Annotated in this window: 19 protein-coding genes and 1 pseudogene; 2 read left to right on the top strand and 18 right to left on the bottom strand. The window is 69.5% G+C overall.

The features are described from left to right. Positions 1–175 precede the first annotated feature (175 nt). Together ACWCQ1_RS40680 and ACWCQ1_RS40675 are read left to right on the top strand one after the other, a co-directional pair. The gene (locus ACWCQ1_RS40680; RefSeq protein ID WP_451028690.1) at positions 176–700 is read left to right on the top strand and encodes a hypothetical protein; all 525 of its coding nucleotides are present in this window, start codon (positions 176–178) and stop codon (positions 698–700) included. A 282-nt stretch (positions 701–982) separates the two neighbouring features. Further along, a pseudogene (locus ACWCQ1_RS40675) lies at positions 983–1,480 on the top strand (SigE family RNA polymerase sigma factor); the annotation flags it as partial. Positions 1,481–1,629: 149 nt separating this feature from the next. Here ACWCQ1_RS40675 and ACWCQ1_RS40670 read toward each other — a convergent pair. The 18 genes from ACWCQ1_RS40670 to ACWCQ1_RS40585 form a co-directional block, all read right to left on the bottom strand. After that, a complete protein-coding gene (locus ACWCQ1_RS40670) occupies positions 1,630–2,343 on the bottom strand; it encodes a hypothetical protein (RefSeq protein WP_451028689.1) in 714 nt (237 codons plus the stop codon). Between the two features lie 270 nt (positions 2,344–2,613). Next, positions 2,614–3,234 (bottom strand): hypothetical protein, encoded by a 621-nt coding sequence (locus tag ACWCQ1_RS40665; protein WP_451028688.1) that lies wholly within the window; start codon positions 3,232–3,234, stop codon positions 2,614–2,616. Positions 3,235–3,315: 81 nt separating this feature from the next. Further along, positions 3,316–3,441, bottom strand: coding sequence for a hypothetical protein (locus tag ACWCQ1_RS40660; protein WP_451028687.1), 126 nt, complete (start codon positions 3,439–3,441; stop codon positions 3,316–3,318). Further along, complete coding sequence (locus ACWCQ1_RS40655) at positions 3,441–4,127, bottom strand: hypothetical protein (protein WP_451028686.1); 687 nt, start codon at positions 4,125–4,127, stop codon at positions 3,441–3,443. Before ACWCQ1_RS40655 ends, ACWCQ1_RS40660 begins: the two co-directional genes overlap by 1 nt. A gap of 289 nt (positions 4,128–4,416) precedes the next feature. Further along, a complete protein-coding gene (locus tag ACWCQ1_RS40650) occupies positions 4,417–5,571 on the bottom strand; it encodes a DNA-processing protein DprA (protein ID WP_451028685.1) in 1,155 nt (384 codons plus the stop codon). A gap of 82 nt (positions 5,572–5,653) precedes the next feature. Continuing rightward, positions 5,654–6,496: a hypothetical protein gene (locus tag ACWCQ1_RS40645; RefSeq protein WP_451028684.1), complete on the bottom strand. Its 843-nt coding sequence runs from the start codon at positions 6,494–6,496 to the stop codon at positions 5,654–5,656. A 185-nt stretch (positions 6,497–6,681) separates the two neighbouring features. Continuing rightward, the gene (locus ACWCQ1_RS40640; RefSeq protein WP_451028683.1) at positions 6,682–8,352 is read right to left on the bottom strand and encodes a ParB/RepB/Spo0J family partition protein; all 1,671 of its coding nucleotides are present in this window, start codon (positions 8,350–8,352) and stop codon (positions 6,682–6,684) included. 130 nt (positions 8,353–8,482) lie between these two features. Then, on the bottom strand, positions 8,483–8,851 hold the full coding sequence (locus tag ACWCQ1_RS40635; RefSeq protein WP_451028682.1) for a hypothetical protein: 369 nt from the start codon (positions 8,849–8,851) through the stop codon (positions 8,483–8,485). Between the two features lie 105 nt (positions 8,852–8,956). Next, complete coding sequence (locus ACWCQ1_RS40630) at positions 8,957–9,193, bottom strand: hypothetical protein (protein WP_451028681.1); 237 nt, start codon at positions 9,191–9,193, stop codon at positions 8,957–8,959. Positions 9,194–9,320: 127 nt separating this feature from the next. Beyond that, positions 9,321–9,767, bottom strand: coding sequence for a hypothetical protein (locus ACWCQ1_RS40625; RefSeq protein WP_451028680.1), 447 nt, complete (start codon positions 9,765–9,767; stop codon positions 9,321–9,323). 64 nt (positions 9,768–9,831) lie between these two features. Beyond that, positions 9,832–10,635 carry a hypothetical protein gene (locus ACWCQ1_RS40620; RefSeq protein WP_451028679.1) on the bottom strand — a complete coding sequence of 268 codons (804 nt, stop codon included), beginning with the start codon at positions 10,633–10,635 and terminating at the stop codon, positions 9,832–9,834. Positions 10,636–10,738: 103 nt separating this feature from the next. After that, a complete protein-coding gene (locus ACWCQ1_RS40615; RefSeq protein WP_451028678.1) occupies positions 10,739–12,112 on the bottom strand; it encodes a DNA polymerase III subunit beta family protein in 1,374 nt (457 codons plus the stop codon). Between the two features lie 36 nt (positions 12,113–12,148). Beyond that, positions 12,149–12,601, bottom strand: coding sequence for a hypothetical protein (locus ACWCQ1_RS40610; RefSeq protein ID WP_451028677.1), 453 nt, complete (start codon positions 12,599–12,601; stop codon positions 12,149–12,151). Continuing rightward, entirely contained in the window at positions 12,594–13,286 is a 693-nt protein-coding gene (locus ACWCQ1_RS40605; protein ID WP_451028676.1) for a hypothetical protein, read from the bottom strand. Before ACWCQ1_RS40605 ends, ACWCQ1_RS40610 begins: the two co-directional genes overlap by 8 nt. 192 nt (positions 13,287–13,478) lie before the next feature. After that, complete coding sequence (locus ACWCQ1_RS40600) at positions 13,479–13,766, bottom strand: hypothetical protein (RefSeq protein WP_451028675.1); 288 nt, start codon at positions 13,764–13,766, stop codon at positions 13,479–13,481. A 26-nt stretch (positions 13,767–13,792) separates the two neighbouring features. Further along, positions 13,793–14,158 carry a hypothetical protein gene (locus ACWCQ1_RS40595; RefSeq protein WP_451028674.1) on the bottom strand — a complete coding sequence of 122 codons (366 nt, stop codon included), beginning with the start codon at positions 14,156–14,158 and terminating at the stop codon, positions 13,793–13,795. Between the two features lie 66 nt (positions 14,159–14,224). Continuing rightward, positions 14,225–14,632 (bottom strand): DUF2958 domain-containing protein, encoded by a 408-nt coding sequence (locus ACWCQ1_RS40590; RefSeq protein WP_451028673.1) that lies wholly within the window; start codon positions 14,630–14,632, stop codon positions 14,225–14,227. A gap of 509 nt (positions 14,633–15,141) precedes the next feature. Next, on the bottom strand, positions 15,142–15,687 hold the full coding sequence (locus tag ACWCQ1_RS40585; RefSeq protein WP_451028672.1) for a hypothetical protein: 546 nt from the start codon (positions 15,685–15,687) through the stop codon (positions 15,142–15,144). Positions 15,688–16,634 lie beyond the last annotated feature (947 nt).

Below are 16,634 nucleotides of genomic sequence, written 5' to 3'. Positions count from 1 at the left end.
GCCGCTGCGCCGTGCCCTGACCTGCAGTGCGGCCATTGTTCAGGGCAGCGAAACCTGCTCCCCATTCAATCCGCGACCCGCTGAACTCGATGACAAGCACCGGTCGGGTCCGCCTCACAGGGCGACCAAGGAGCCAGTGCCGTCAGATCAGTTTGCCTGCAACGAGAGGAATCACGTGAACATGCGCAACCGTGTGGCCCTAGCGATGACCGTCGGTGTCACTGCGGTCGGAGTGGCCCTGGCCGCGCCGGTCGCCCAGGCGGACATCGTTCCGGCCCTCCACTCGATGGCTGCCCACGCCGCATCCGCTCCTTCCCACGCACAAGCCGGGCGTCAGGTCGCGACCGCCCCCGGTGCGTCGGCAGCCGCCAGCGCTCAGTCGACTCTCTGGCAGACCACCGTGCCCGCTAGCTACCTCAACAGTCACGGGAAGAAGTGGGTTTCGAGGACATTCGTGCCCAAGGGCGGCGGGGTCATCGCTGTCTGGAAGTGCTGGAACAACCACGACGGCGGCAAGGCCAGGGTCCGGATTTACAACGTCGAGACACGCAAGTTCATCGAAGGCAGCAGCAAGTACCAGAAGTGCAATAACAAGATCAAGTCCGTCACGGGTGACTCCTACAAGAGCGGCCAGGGCCTTCGATTCGTTCTCCAGGCGAGTGGCAAGGCACACACCACTCTCGTCGGCGCCCTCCGCTAGGAGACGACTTCGCAGCTCAACCGTCGTGCGCGTACGGGGGCCTGTAGCTGATGCCCACACGTTGCCAGCGTTGATTGCGAGTCTGAAGCGGACGAAGCCGTCGAATCCCTCTTGTGCAAACCATCTGGATCCGCGTTGACGGATCTCGCAACGGCAAGGTCGTCCCGCGCAGCGGCAGTAACCGACAAGGACACCACCCACAACGGTCCGGGCCTCACGAGGGGAAGGCCCGGACCGTTGCCTGACGGCACGGTCTCGCCAAGACAGACAGGAACCCGACCCATGTATCACGCCAGGCGTGCTGACCTAGCACTGGACTTCGAGGAGTATGTCCGTATCCGGCAGGACGGTCTGCTGCGCATCGCCCGCCGTCTGGTGGACGACCCGCTTGACGCCCAGGACCTGTTACAGACCGCGCTCACCCGAACGTACCTCCGCTGGGAGCGCATAGCGGACAAGCGACTGGCAGACGCCTACCTGCGCCGCGTCATGATCAACACCCGCACCGAGTGGTGGCGCGCCCGCAGGCTCACGGAGGTCCCCACCGGACAGCTCCCGGACACAGGCGTCGCCGACTGCGCCGAGCAGCACGCGGACCGCGCCGAACTGTTGGACGCCATGAAGGTGCTCGCGCCTCTGCAGCGCAGCGTCGTTCTGCTGCGGCACTGGGAGCAGATGTCCACCGAGGAGACGGCCAGCGCCCTCGGCATAGCACCCGGAACCGTCAAGAGCGCACTGCACCGAGCAATCGCCCAGCTCCGCAAGGAGCTGCAGCACCGCGCCCCCGGCTCGGCTTCGACACCTGTGGCCTGCAGTGTGAACCAGCCTGCCTGCCACCGGGCGCGAGGACGAGCGGGGGCGCACCTCATTCCTGGCGCCAACGGACAAAGGGCGTCTGGGTTTCCAACTACGGTTGTTCAGAGGGCCGGCTAGGCGCCGGCGGCTTCTTCGCGGGCCACCTTGACGGCGCGTTCCCACTTCCAGGTGGGTTCCCCGTGGATCTTGGCCAGCTCCGCGGCGACGCCGCGGCGGTGTCCGCCGATCTTGTTGAGGTATGCGGCTGCGGTGTCGATGCGCTGCTGGACTTCGGGGGATCGAGTGCCGCGGTCGGCGCGGGGGCCGCCGGGGGCACCGGCGTGGCCGGTGTTGTCTCCGTTGCGGCGGCGGTCGAAGTCCTGGAGGTCGATGCGGCGGAATGCGGGGATGAGGCGTCCGGAGGGTCCTTCTACCTGGCCGGCCACGGGGGCGAAGTAGCCGGGATTGTCTTTGAGGTACTTGCGGATCGCGGACGGGCTCTTGAAGTGGAAGTAGGCGGCGGCGTCGTTGATGGAGACCAGCTCGTCCGGGTCGCCTTCGTACAGTGCTGGATCGGTGGGCAGCACCTTCTCCTGCTTGGACTGCTTCAACCAGCGGTGGAAGGCGCGGACCTGCTCAAGGTCGAAGTAGTCCTCGCGGTCGACGCGCGGGCCCTTCTCCGGGAAGCGTGACTCGGCCGGCTGAACGTCTTCGGGCTGTTCTGTGCGCTTGGCGTACCACGAGCGGACGGTGGGCATGCTTGCACCGGTCTCCGCGGCGATCCAGGCGCGATTGGCGTAGGTGCGGCCGTTGACCTCGATGGTCTTGGGTTCGGGAGCACGTGCCATGAGATGCCTCCGGGGCGTCGCGGGCAGCCAGCAGCGATAAATCCCGCGGGCTGCCCGTATGCTGGGGGTACTCCTTCCTGGTGGGTTGGAGTACTTGATGGCCGGTGGGACGTTCGGTCGGGGTTGCCGCCCTGGGCCGACACCGCGAGGTGATTCCCGCCGGCCATTTGCACGCCGGCACCAAAGCGACATTGATAATAATGCGCTCTCGGATGGTTGGTGTCAATCTGGCCCCCGACAGAACCGGCGTCGGCAGGGGCCGGCTGCGGCTCAGGTGCTGCGCAGCGCCTGGCGGGCAGCGGCGGCGCGCGCGGCGGTGTGGGCGCCTCGGGCCATGCCGTACATGCCGCGCGTCCACTCGGTGACCCGCTCGGCGAGGCGGTGCTGTTGCTGCGCGGCCGGGTGGGCGCCTTGCCGCACAAGGTCAGCCAGACGCAGTTGCTCGGCCTCCACTTCCCGCACGGCTCGGCGCAGCACGGCGAGCGTTCCGCGTTCGTGCTCGAGGCTGCTCCAGCTGCAGCGTGCGGGCCGGCTCTCCTGTTGGACGAGCGCGAGCGAGGCCTGCGGCCAGGCGGTCTCCCGCCCGGGAGCCAGCACCAGGCTCATCAGGCAGGCGACCCGGTCGTCGTGGAGGGCGGCGTACGGGTAGTCGGCGGTGGGCGAGGGCAGGGTGGTGCGGCTGCGCATGTAGGCGATGAACGAGGACGCGGTGGGTGGTTCCCGGCGGTCGCAGCTGGCGTGCAGGTAGGAAACAAGATTCGGCAGCTGCCAGGCGAGGGTGCCGAACGGGGCGGTGGGCATGGACAGGGAAGCGAATTCGACACCTCCCGAGGGGGTGGTGATCGTCGCTTGGACCACGCAGAGGGGGCCGCGGCGCGGGTCGAGCTGCATTGGAAAACACTCCTTGGTGCTGGGCGGTGGGTCGGGGCGGTGTCCTGGAGTTGCCGCTCGGGGACACTGCGGCGGTGCGGATCAGGCGGCCGTGGCCAGGCCGGACGGAAACCGATCGTCCAGCCGGTCCGCGGTGTTGACGCCGGCGGCGTTGCCGGTCGGTTTGCTGCTGGCGGGTTCGGTGCCCCGTTGATCGGGGCCGTTCATCACGCTGGCGTCCGTTTCTGGGCTCGTGTGCGCAGTTCTCGCAGGGGCAGCGGCCGGGCCGTGCCGCCCCGCCGGTCGCGCAGGATGCTGACGTTGCCCAGCTGGGCGCGCAGCTTGTCCTCCTCGGCTTCCGCCTCGGCGTAGCGCTCGGGCATGACCTCGAGCAGGTGCAGCCATTGGCGCTGTCCGGCCCGTACACACCGGCCTCCACAGTTGTTGTGGGGAAATCCCAGCGCGTACAGCCTCGGAGGCTCGACGCCCAAGGCCCGGGCCTCGCTGAGCAGCTGCTCTTTCGTGAGGACCGGCTGCCGCCGGCTGCACAGCGGGAACCGTGTCTGCCAGGGCTTCCAGTTGCGGGCGATGGCGGGGATCCGGGCGCGGTCGCGGGCCGTGTTCTCGATCCCGACGTACACCAGGGTGTTGGCGGGGTCGGTGTTCTCGGCCATCCAGGCCCGGCACGGGATCTGCTTGAGGATCTGGGAGCAGGGAGCGAGGCGGTCGTTGCCGAGGAACTTCTTGTCGTGGAAGACCTGCCAGGGTGTGCGGCCGTCGCGGACCCGGGTCACGGGGACGTCCAGGAGCCGGCTGGTGTCGCGGGCGAACCGCCACAGGTCCGCGTCTTCGATGCCGGTGTCGGCGATCAGGAGGGTGAGGCGGTCGGTGCCGTATCGCTCGGCGATGCGCACGGCAGCGGCGAACGAGCCGATCCCGCCGCTGAACTGGACGACGTGCCGCTCGGGTGCGATGTGCGCGCTGCGGCTGGGAGGCGGGGCGTGTGCGCGGTGTCTGCTGGTTGCATGTGCTGGTCCTTGGTGGGCCGGAGTGGTGGGAGCGTTGCCGCGCTCCCACCACCTGGGGCGAGCAGGCGCTACAGGCCGCGGTCCTTCTGTAGGCGGGGATGCGGGCGCGTTGTGTAGGGCCGCTGTCGGTTCGCCGGCGGCCCCGGGCCCGGGTGGGCCCGGGCCCGGTTGCGGGTCAGGTCTGGGCGGCCCATTGCTGTACGACCGAGACCAGGGCTGTGGTGTCGGTGGTGAGGTCGGTGGAGGCGGAGCGGTAGACGGTCCTGCTGGTGCCGCCCGGTGCGAGCTCGGCGGCGTGCCAGCCGGAGTGCTCGGCGGGCGGGTAGTTGGTTCGCTGTGTGGTGGGGTGACCTGCGGTGATACGAAGTCGCCGGTGGGAGTCGGCCTGAACGGTGATCCACTGGGCGAGAGGGGAGGCGTCGGGCCAGGCCGCCACCTGCTGGGCGCGCAGGGCTGTGACCAGCTCGGTGGCGGCGTGCGGGGCTTCCTCCAGAGCGGCGATCGCTGCGCGGGCGTCCTGGCAGGGTGTTGCCCGGCCGGTGACGATCAGGCGCGTGTTGCCGCTGCTGTACCCGTCGTCGCGGGGGAGCAGGGCGAACAGGGGACGCTGCATCCGTTGGGCGGCTTCGGCGGCCTGCATGTTCGCGGAGCGGTGTATGCCCTCCACCAGAACGACCGCGCGGGCCAGGGCTGCGGTGGCCTCCGCACTGGCCTTGAGGGTGACGGCGGTGGGCTCGGTGCCCGGCGGGTACAGGCTGACGACGGCTCCGCCGCCCGGGCCGGTGAGGATGGTGCGCATGAGCCCCTCCTGGGCGCGGGGAAAACAGCCGTCCAGTCCGCGCGGGATGACGGCCAGGCGCGCGCTGTCGATCCCGGCTCCTCGGTGCGCGGCGGATTCGACGCCGTAGGCGAGGGAGGCGAGGACGGTGGCGCCGCCGGCGCTCACGTCGTAGCCGCAGGCTTGGGCCTCTCGGACGGCTGCGGGGGTGGCGGCCCGGCTGCCGACGAGGGCGACGGCGCGTTCCAGCAGAGGCCGCAGCGGGGCTGTGCCCCGCACCCACACGCCGAACGGGCAGGCGGGGCCGAGATCGCGGAGTTGTTCGGGCCAGTCCTCGTCTCCGGGGATGACGAACCGGGCGGTCTCTTGTGCGGCCTTGAGCGCGGGGACGGGATGGACGTGCCGCAGACGGCCGTGGCCGGTGAGCTGGGCCCAGGCGTCGGCGGCGTCGAATCCGGGCAGATGGGCGCCGACTTCGGCGGGGGTGGTGTGGGCGGCCAGAGCGGCGCGTGCGGCGCGCTCATTCAGCCGCTGGTCGGCGGAGGTGTTCACGGACGGTGCTCCTTCGGTGCGTGTGCGGGCCAGGGCGCGGAGTCGCGGGGGCGGAGGGTGCCCCGGGCTGGGTGCGGTGGGGTCAGCTGGCTGCGTATGCGCACAGCAGGGCGTAGGCGGTGGCGATGGGCGCGTCATGCAGTGCGACGGCGGTCCATGAGCGAGTGCCGGTGTCCTTGACGGACAGGAAGTGCCGCACCTTGAGGTGGCCGCTGATGTCGGTCAGGTCGGTGAGCCGTGGCACGTCGCTGACGACATGCCGTGCCGTCAGCCCGGGCAGCCGGGCGGCCAGTTCGTGGACCTCGGCAGGAAGGTGGCCGGGTACCGGGACCGGTGTGCAGACACGGGGGAGCACCGCAGCGGTGATCCTGACGGCGTCCGGCAGGCTCAGGTGCGCGATGGTGACCTCCGCGCGGGTGTGGCCTTCGCGCGCGGAACGGATCACCACGTGGAGCGGTCGCCGCTCCCCGGGCTGGAACTCGACGGCGGTACTGCCGAAGTCCCCGCGCCGGTACTCGACGATGGTGCGTTCGGTGGTGCCGTGGGCGATGGCGGGGATACCGGCGTCGCGCAGTGGCAGGGCGAGCACGTGCAGCGCTGCGACGGCGTTCATGCAGCCGAAGCGGGGCAGGAAGCGGGTGCGGATCGCGTCGGCGACCCGGCGGGCCGTGGTGGAGTGTCCGGCAACGGGGAGGCGGGCGGTGACCTTCTCCAGCGGCCTGCGCGGATCGGCGCTGACGCTGATGCGGGCGGTGAGCTGCACGTGACCGGCCTCCTGGTGGACCATGACGCGCATGCCGGTGGGGTGGACCACGACAGGACTGCTCAGGATGGCCTGGACCGTCCACTCGCCGCCGAGGTCGGCGGCAATCTCGCGGACCAGAATCAGCAGCTCGGCGGGAATCAGGGACAGGTCGTCGTACACGGCAGTTCCTCTTTCGGGCAGGGCACCGCAGCACACGGGGCGCGCGGCGGAAGACGAGGGGGGCGCGGGCTGCGGACAGGTGCCGGCCGCGCGAGCGTGGCGCCGCCTCGGCCGCCGCCATTGCGGGCGGCCGGACGGCCAAGGGAGGGGCCGGGGCGCCCGTAGGGGCGCCCCGGGTGGGTTGCTCAGTCCTGAGTGTCGGCGGACTGGTCGTTCTCGTCGCCGTCCGCGTTGTCGAGGGGCGTCGCGGAGGGCTCCTCCTCGATCTCGAACGGTGTGTCGTCGATGACGTTGCGCTCGACGGGGGAGAGCTGGTGGCCGAGTTCGGCGAGGAACTTCAGGTACACGCGCGCGTCGGCCCGGATCTCCTCGGTGTCCCACTCGGGCTGGTCCTGGCGCCAGGTGTTCGCCCGCTCGATCCGCTTCTCGTAACTGGCGGCGATCACCGCGAAGTTGACGAAGAGCAGACGGGTGGGTGTGGCGCTGCTGCCGATCCACGTGGCCCGGTCCTCGGCGCTGGCCGCCTTGCCGTCGTCGGCGCTGAGGCCGAGCAGGTCGGCCAGGATCGCCGACCGGCCGGTGTCACCGGTCCAGGACTGCACGGGCTTGGGGCAGGCCAGCAGTGTGCGCGTCACCCATGCGGCGAGCGGCTTGGGCGCACTCTTGCGCGTGATCAGCTGCCGCAGGAAGGCGCGCCGGGCGTCGATGGCGGCCCGGTAGGCCTTGTTCCCAGCGAGCTTGAGATGGTGATCCCGCCTGCGCTGCTCGGTCTCGGCAGCCGCCTTGGCCTCGGCTTCGGCGCGGGCCCGCTCGGCCTCCTCGGCGGCCGCGCGCCTCGCTTCCTCGTCGTCCTGGTCGTCCTCGCCCGGCTCCTGCGCCTCCTCCTCGTCCGCGCCGTCCTCGTCGCTGGTGGCGTGCGCTGCGGCGGGCGCAGTCTGGGCGGCGGGTTCGGTGCCGGGGATGTAGTGGCTGTAGGCGGCGGGGTTGAGGCACAGGGCGGCGACGGCGGCCGGGTCGGCGCTGCCGGTGTCGTCCCACACCACGGCGTGTCCGGGGCAGCGGACGTGGTCGCTCTCGTCCAGGTCCTCACCGGCGGCGTCGACCAGGTCCTCAAGCCACTGCGCTCGCGGCGGGAGATTGCTGGCGTCCTCCCACAGCCGGATGCCGTCGCGCTTGAGTTCGGCGCGGCGGGCCTCGCGCGCCGTCCGTTCGGTGCGTTCGGCGCGCTGCTGGCTGAGCTGGTAGGTGAAGGTGCCGTTCTGGTGGGCCTCGATCAGGCGGACCACGGCGTCGGGGTCGTCGTCGAACTCGCCCAGGGCTGCGAGGACTTCGAGGTCGAGGTCGTAGGCGTCGCTGGCCTCCAGCACGGTGCGGGTACCTGGGCCCAGGTTCTTGGCTGCTTCGGCGGCCTGGGCGACCTGTTCCTTGCTGCGGCCGGTACGGCGGGCGACGGTGGCGACGCTCGCCCCCTCCTCCAGCGCCCCGAACAGGGCGTCGGCCTGTTCCAGCGGGCTGAGGGCGCGGCGGAATGCGGCATCGTTCTCGATCAGCTGCTCGATGTAGTCCTGGCCCGCCTCGCGCAGCGAGGGGTCCAGGATGAGCGCGGGAATGGACTCGATCCCGCCCGACCGGGCGCCCGCGTGCCGGCGGTGGCCCATCTTGAGCTCGTAGACGGGTTCTGTGTCCGGGGTGTCAGCGTTCAGCTGCACGACCACGACGGGGACCAGGACGCCGTTCTCCGCGATGGAGGTGAGGAATTCGTCGTCCAGATTGAGGCTGTGACGGACGTTGCGCGGGTTGGCGTGGATCTGATCGGTGCGCAGCAGGGCTGCGGTCACCTGGGGTGTGGTGCTCACGTGAGGATTGCTCCTTGATCACTTGGTGGGTTGTGCCGGATTCGGGTTGCCGCCCGAATCGACAGTGATAATTCTACGCGCTCATGGAGTGGTGTCAAACCGCTGACCTGGAAGGGATCCTGACGGGCTGTCAGTGCACGGAGCACACCCAGGTCTGCGGTTCGCCGTGCGCGACGAGATCGAGGGCGGTCGACGTCGTGACCCGGCACAGCTGGCAGGAGACTTCCACCTGGCGGGGCATGGACAGGGGCCGGACCGCTTCGCTGGCTTTGAGGGTGATCGGCTCCTGCGTGCCGTGCAGGTCGATCAGGAGGCGGGCGGTGAAGTCGGGGTGCTGGCGCACGGCGGCGACGGTGAGCGGGTGGTCCTGCTGCTCGGGGAGGGCGAAGACGTCGCAGTCCTGCAGGCGGGCGGCGGGGACGGTCGGCGGCAGTGAGAGGGTGACGAGAAAGCCGCGGGATGGGCGCGCGTTGGGGAGTGGCGGGGTGTGCGCGGTCATGGAGGCTGCTCTTTCCTGGTCGGTGGCGTGTCGGCGTGCGGCCGGTGGCAACAGGTATCGGCGGACTGGGGGTGGGAGGGGTGAGGCGGTGTGTACGGGACCGGGTCACTTTCCGGGGAGGGGCGTCCACGAAGCGAACACGTAGTGCCCCAGGTCCCGGAGGATGCGGGCCGTGCGGTCGACGCCTGCGCGGCTGCTGGGGGTTCGCGTGTAGGCCTCGATGCCGCTGTGCCAGGCGAACCCCTCCGCGGTGAGAGCCTGCCGGGTTACGGGATCGAGGTCTGACTGGGACTCGGGTGCGGCGACGAGGCCGTGGGCGGGATCTGGGATAACGAGGAACACGGGTCTCCTTCGGAGGGGTGCCGCGATCCGGCGTCATCGGCCGGCGCGGCCGGACGGCAGGGGAAGGTGGGCGGTGGCAGTGCGGGGCCGGAGCGGCACGCACGTGGGCGGGCTGCCCCGGCGGGCATCAGGAGTTGCCGAAGTAGACGCTCAGGTGCTCGGGGTGGCCGGGGTAGCGCAGCTGGGTGATCAGGCCTCTGCGCGGCATCTCGTGCCGCTGTCCGGCGTAGTCGGCCCACCAGCGGGCCTCGCGGTCCCAGTGGCGGTGGGCGGCCACGGCGCCGTAGAAGTAGCCGCACTGGATTCCGCGCTTGTCGTCCTCGTCGACGCCCATGCTGGCCGTGACGGCGCTGTAGATCGTCCGGACGGTGCGGGCCTCCCAGGAGTCGGCGGCGTAGTGGCGGGACTCGGACCCTTCGATCCCGTAGTCCCTGACGTCCGTACGTGATGAGGTGTTGAGGGCGGCGACGATGTCGTCGGGCAGCAGCACGATGGGGCGTCCCCCCTTGTCCGTGGTCACGGTGACCTCGTCGGCACTGGGTTCGCGGCGCGGGGCGCCGATCGCTTCGGGCACGGGTGTTTCCTTCCGTGAGCGGGCGGGGGCCCGGTGAGGGGCTGGCGGACCTCCGCCTTGGGGGTCAGCGGGTGGGACTGGCGGGGGTGGTCCGTCGGCGCGGCTGCATTTGGGAGCGCAGGGAGGCGGCTTCGGCCTCGAAGCGCTCCATGCGGCGGGCTTCCGTTGCGGCGGCGTCCTCGTTTGCGGCGGCTGCCTGCGCGAGGCTGTGGGCTTCGCGGGCGAGTGAACCGGGACGGTTGGACAGCAGCAGGGCGAGGACGGGGTGGGGGTGTCCGGTGAGCCACCGTGCTGCGGTCCACCAGGCGGCTGTGACGATCCGGGCCTGGCGCCGGTCGCTGGCGGCGCGACCCCCGTAGCGGGCGATGTCGGCTTCCGAGTTGCGGCGGGAGGCAGCGAAGAAGTCCAGAAGGGCGGGGGTCTGGCGGGCGCGTGAGGCGTCGAGGATGCGGGGCCGGTCCGGGCGGCGGGCGGCGTCCTCGGTGACGGCATGCAGAACGGTCCTGAGCGTGTCACCGGTCTTGGGGGCAGGCGGCCTGCCCGACGTCGACTCGATCCGGCTCTGCTCCCACTGGGGTCCGGCCGGGCCCTCCCACGCGAGCAGGTATCCGGTGTGCCGGGCGGTGCTGTTGCGCAGTCGCGGCAGGGAGTCGGCGGGCGGGAGCTTGGCCATGGCGTCGGCAGCTCCGAAGGTGGCACGCAAGGCGGTGAACTGGTCCCAGTGGTGCGGGTGATGGGTGCCGGTGACGTGGACGGTGCCGCGCAGGGCGCCACCGAGCGTGTAGATGACGGCGTCGTCGCCCCGGGGCTCGGCATGGGCGTGCACGCGGCCCGAAGGGGTCTCGATGATCAGGTATTGCGGGTCCATGCAGGCTCCTTCTGAGGTGTGGTGGGTCGGCGACGGAAGCGGGTTGCCGCCCGATTTCGACAGTGATAATTCTACGCCCTTCCGAGAGGGGCAGGCAACCTGGTCAGTCCTGGGAGAGCCGCACGGGTGCAAGCAGCTGGCGGTGGCCTTCCTCGGACTGCTCTCCGGGCGCGCTGATCGCGAACGGTGCGTGGTTGCGGCCGTCACGCTGGGGCGGCAGATGGAAGGTGACCGATTCGCTGTCGAACGCGTTCAAAGCCTCCAGCAGATAGCCGCCCGTGGTGATCAGGGGCGCGCCACCCAGCGGTGCGGGCTGCTCTCCGCATTGTGCGGGCACGGCCGTACCGGTCGTCCGGTCCTGCTCGTCCTTCTGGGGCAGCCGCGGGGCGACGTGCAACACCCCTGCTTCCCCGGCGCTGTGGGTGAGGCTGACTTGAGCCCACTGCTCGGCGGCACCCTTCGCCGTAGCCACCGCCCGTGCCTTGCGGACGGCCCGGATGAGGTCCTTGCGGCCGACGGTGAGGGTTCCGCCGTCGCCGACCGGGGCGAACACCGAGGGAGGCGCGACTCCGTCCAGCCGCCACACCGTGAGTGCGGCGGGCCCGAACTCCAGGGTGGCCACACACAGGTGCGGATTCTGGAGCACATCGGCCCGCGTCACGGTCTCGTCGGGCAGGCCGATAGCCACCGGCCCGTCGTAGGGGCCGCTGGACTTCACCACCTGGCGTAGAACGTCACCGGGGATGAGCGCGCGGTACGCGGCGGTGTCCTCATGGTGGTCCCAGGGCTGGGCGGGCATGACGGTTTCGGCTGCGCGGTGCCGGTCTGTCGCCCTCAGCCGCAGCGTCCCCGCTGACACACGCAGTTCCACGCCGGTCAGGACCGGCAAGGTTTCGTCCTTCGCAGCCACCGGCAGTACGCGGGTGAGCTGACGGAAGAACTCGCGGCCGTCGACGGTGGCGACAATGGGTGCCACGGGCGGCGCAGCGGTCACCGGTGTGACGTACGAGCGGACGGGAACGCAGACGTCCGGCGTGGCCACGCTCGCGCCGTGGAGATCGACGGGCGTGCGCGCGGCCTGCGCCGGACCGTCGCCCTTGACGGCTGCGTCCAGCACACGGGTCAGTTCGCGCTGGTCGAGCGTGCTGCGGCCGGTACCGCCGGGGTCGGCCTCGAGGGACACCGTGACGGCGATGTCGGTTCCGCCGTCCGCGTAGGGGCGGTAGGCGGCGAGGGTGAGTGTGCTGCCCCGGGCGGTGAGGGTGACTCCGGCGTGAGCGGGCTGCTCGGTACGGGCGCGGACAGCCAGGGAGGCAAGGTTCAGGGCGCGGCGCAGGGGGCCGGCTGCAACCCGCGCGTGGACATCGGGCGTTGCCTCCTCGACGGGTTCCGGGGCGGCGGTGGGGCTCTCGGGTCCAGCAGCGGCCACGGTGTGCATGGCGGCGTCGGCAGATGAGGGCTGAGGCTGTGCGGGCATGGGCGGATCACTCCTTGGGAGAGGGAAAGGACGCGCTCACAGGGCGCGGCGGCGGGCCTGCTCGTCCAGGCGGCGCACTTCTGGGGTCACTTCGCGGAAGTGGCACCAAGTGCGCCCCATGAGGGCGCCTGCGGTGTAAAAGTGCACGGTGCGGGCCCTGCTGCTGCCTCCTGGCGCGGTGTACGCGGCGGCGAACCAGTAGCCGTTGATGTTGAACTCGACCGCGTCCTCGGGCCAGTCCCACGCAAGGACCTTCAGCTGTGCCCGTGCGACGTGCTTGACGGCCTCACCCGTCACCTCGTCGGCAATGAGGAAGTGCTCACGGTCCGCTTCGGGGTCGTCGGTGATCAGGGCCCACTCATTGCAGGGCTCGCAGCGGCTTTCACACGCGCAGGGCAGGACCAGCAGGACGCGATCGTGCATGCGGGTAAAGGGCCCGGTGTAGGTGACGTAGCTTCCGACGTACAGCGGCGGTGTGGACTCAGACATGGGCGGCCTGCCAGGCCTTCTCGTTCCATTCGCGAGTCAGCTCGTCGGCCATAGCCACGTCGCCAGCACTGGCCACGTCCAGTGCGGCCACGACGAGGACGCTGCCGCGGATCTGGGCCGCGCGCTTCTTGGCGGCGGCGATGTGCACCTGGCGCCTGTCCTCCTCGTCCGGCACGCGGTGTACGCCGTCGACACTGCCGGTGCTGCTGAGAACGACGGTGAAGCGCTGGAAGTCCTCGATCCGCGCGGGGCGGGCGGGGGCGGTCAGCGTGTCGCCGAGCTGGGCGCGCGCCTCGGCCAGAAGCTTCGCCACCTCCTCCGTGGGGCTCACCGCTCGGGGGCGGTGGTGGTAGCGGTTGCGCTGGTGGAAGACGCGGGCCTGAACGGCTGCGGGGGCGGACTCTATCGGCGCATAGATACTGATGATCCGGCGCGCGTAGTGGTCGAGTTCGTTGCGCTGGTGCTGGGCGGTGAGGGCGGCTGAGGTGACCTGGCCTTGCCTCCAGCCGAGCGCTTTGGCGGCGCAGGACGTGCCGTAATAGACGACGTCTTCGGCGGTGCCGTTCTCGTTTCCGTCGGCGTCCAATGGCATGAGGGCGACCGTGCGTTTGAGTCCGCTCAGTCCGCAGCAGTCGCACTGGGTACGGTCGTCGCTGATTCCTTTGATCTTCCACCAGTAGTGCATGACAGGGCCCTTCGGATGTGCGCGCCGGCCTGCGGGCGCGGCGCGGTGACGTTTGGCGTGCGCGCGGTCTGCTCCGCAGACGCGTCGCGCTGCCGCTACGCGGCAGAGGGGGCGCGGAGCGCTCCGCGCTCGGGGGAGGCGGCGAGAAGCGCTCCGCGCTTTTCGTGGGCGGCCGGTGGAGCTCCGGCTCGCCTACGGGTGGGGTGGCGCCGTATGGACGGTGGCGCGGCCTCGCTCAACGAAGGTGAGCAGTGCGTGCGTCAGGTACGCGTGGGCCTCGGCGCGGGACTGCATCGGGAGCGCTCCGCGCTCGTTGGCGCGTAAGAACACTTCGGTCACATCCCGCAGGACGAGGTCACGCGCGACGGTCTTGAGCAGGCGCTGAGGGGGGATTCCGATGCGGCTGGCGACGTCGCGGGCGCTGTCGCCCAGGACGCGACCGATGATCTGCCACAGTTCGCGGGCCTCGGCACTGGTCATCGGACGGGGAAACGGCGTCTCGCGCATCATGCGCCCCCGCGCTGTCCGGCGCCGTCCGACGGGCTAAGCGGTGTGGTGCCACGGTGGCCGGTGCGGCGGAGGGGGTGTGACTCCGGATCGGATGAAGCGGCTTCCCAAGCCTCGTCCGACTCGAACACCGTGCCGCAACCGGCGGTGCAGCGGAGCTGACCTGGCGTCAAACCGATCTGCTCCTCGTAGACCGGATCCGGGATGCATCCCACGGCGCTCTGATGGGTGCAAAACCCTGCCTCCTCATGGGCGGCCAGACGACGGGCGGCGGCCTCCATCTCGGCCTGGATCAGGTCGACATCCCATTGAGCTTCGCGGTCGGCCTGCAACGCGTCGGCCGTGGTCTCGTCCTCGTAGAACACACATGCTCCCTGCGGTGGGCTGGAGGGGCGGGGGATGCCTTGCCGGGCACCCCCCGCCCGTGCGGGTCAGAAGCGGGCGGCCCGGGCGATCTGCGGGACCTCACGGACCGGCTTGGGCTCCCAGTACACGTCGCGCTCGATGACGAATCCGAGGCCGTACCTGATCGACTCCAGCTCGGGCAGGTGGAAGTAGCCCCATTCACCCTCGACGATGTGGGCCCATCCGAACGCCAGACCGCAGGAAGGGTCGAGCTCGGTCACGAACCAGTTCATGCAGGCACCCCCGAAGTAGTGCAGGTGGACGATCTTTTCCGGGGTCGGGGTGTCCTCGGTGCTGTACAGCGCCGGGATCGCTGCCCGCTGGGCGAGCGCGGGGTAGAAGTCGTGGCCGCGCCGAGTGCGCTGGGTGTCGGCCGGAACGGACCACTCGACGCCGTTGGGCAAGGTCACGGGCGTCGGACGGTTGTGCCCCATAGGAGAGTTCTCCTTCGGTCGGTGCGGGGCGGCTGGTCGGCCGCCCCGACTGGTGGGTTGCGTCGGGACCGGTTGCCGCCGTTCCCGACGTTGATAACTATACGCTCTTGCGGGGGTGAACTCCACCACTTCGCTGGATCCGGTCACCGCACCCGCACTCCTCCGGGGAAACCTCACCGCACGCGTGGTGCCAGCAAAACCCCGACTGGCACAGGAACGGGCTCTTCTCGTGCGTACGCGGGTTGTGCGTCACATAGGCGAACGCGCAGCCGTCCAAGAGCACTTCGACGTACGCGCCCCGGTGATAGCGCTCGTACGCCTTCAAAGCCTCCCGTCCGGCCCTCTCAGCGTCCCCAAGCCACTCGCCCACCTCGACCTCGCGCCCGTTCGGGAAACGGGCTGTCACGGCGTACCACGTGTACGAACCGAGCGGCACCCCGGGCTGTGAGGGGAAGTCCGGATAAGCACTACGCATGGTGATCACTCCCTTCTTCGGCAGCGGCTATGTGTCAGGTGAGCTGACGGCTTGTCAGGCGCGTGCGGTCATCCGCTTCCACCAGTCGCCTGACGCGTCGGGCGAACACAAGCCGGGTTTCTTCCGCCTCGGTCGTGAATCGCTGATAGACCCCGTCAAGCATTTCAACGCTGTGCGTGTCGTCCCACATGGCCGAGCATGCGAGCGACAACGCGGCAAGCAATGCTGCCGCGTTAGCTTCCTCATCGGCTTCTTCAGCGCCGAATGGAAGGGTCTCCCAAATCCCCGTAGCGGCAATTCGCGCCGCCTCATTGTAGAGATCGACTACCTTTGCCTTTCCGTCCATGTAATGGAGAACGTCAGTTGCCGTTTCTCCGAGAGTGGACAGAGCATCCGCCATGTTCCTTTCCGCTTGGGCCTGAAACGGCGGGTCCTGGTGGTGACTGGCGTACGCATCAACGGCAGCCAGCGCTAGGGCTATCCACCCCTCGATGCTGAACGGTTCACGCTCGGCTCGCAGCGCTGCAAATGCAGCCAACGCCGCGCGTCCACCGCGCGCCTGCTCCAACGGAGTTGACATGCCTCGGGTCCCTTCGGGTCGTCGGTTAGCAACATTGCTAATTCTACGCTCTCACAGCAACCGTCACAACAACCGTCACCCCAACCGTCACAAAAACAGGCTCCTCAACAGTCACGAAAGGGCGCTGGCCGGCCTCAGCGTTGTGCCTGGTCAACAGTGCATTGGCATGGCTGGTCGGGTTGCTGACATCCCCTCTGCTGCTGCCTGTCCCTGGCTGGTTGATGAATGAGTGAGGAATGGAGGCGGGTAGTGAGCTGCGAGCCTCGGGGATGGGGGCTGGGCTGGTGTGGTTGCGCGTCGGCTGGTGCCTCCGCGCTGGCCGTGTAACTGACGGGAGGAGATACGGCAGGAAAGGCGGCTGATGGGCCCTCAACGGCCCTCCCTCGCCCTCCTGTCCGTTGTCCTGCCTCTCATGGGTCTGGGGTAGAGGCAAAGCAGTCGCAGCGCTGACCCGTGGATCGGGATACCGGGCTTTGCGGGGCCCGGCTTTCCCTTCAGCAACGTGCTTCGTGGTTTATTTCCACGGAGTACCAGTGAATTCAATGCGCCAGAAATGGAAATTAGAGGCTCCTTCCAACCCCTGGCATCATGTAGATTTCAGAGATCTCCGGGGTCCCTGAATTCTCCCTCTGTCACCAGAGCGAAGCTTTCTGAGCATGTGTCAGTTCTCTTTTCGAGGTTCTGCGAAACCGACGCCCCGCCTCCTAGCCGGTGCCTTTGAGAAATTCGCGGAGCGAATTTCTCGGAATTGCGGAGCAATTCCCATGGATCGTCACGGAGTGACGATCCATCAACTCACTTGCGGAGCAAGGGAGTTCCCGTCGCGTAGCGACGGCGCGTCGTGTCTGCGGAGCAGACCGCGCGCACGGTTTGTCGCCATGGCGGATTCGGCCGTCCTGGTGCATGCGTGTCAGTCTCCGAGTCTTCCCTTGAATCCTCCGGGCCAG

This window comes from Streptomyces sp. NPDC002144, from assembly GCF_053593695.1.
The sequence above is the reverse complement of the archived record's forward strand: the minus strand, read 5'-3'. Positions and strand labels throughout refer to the sequence as shown.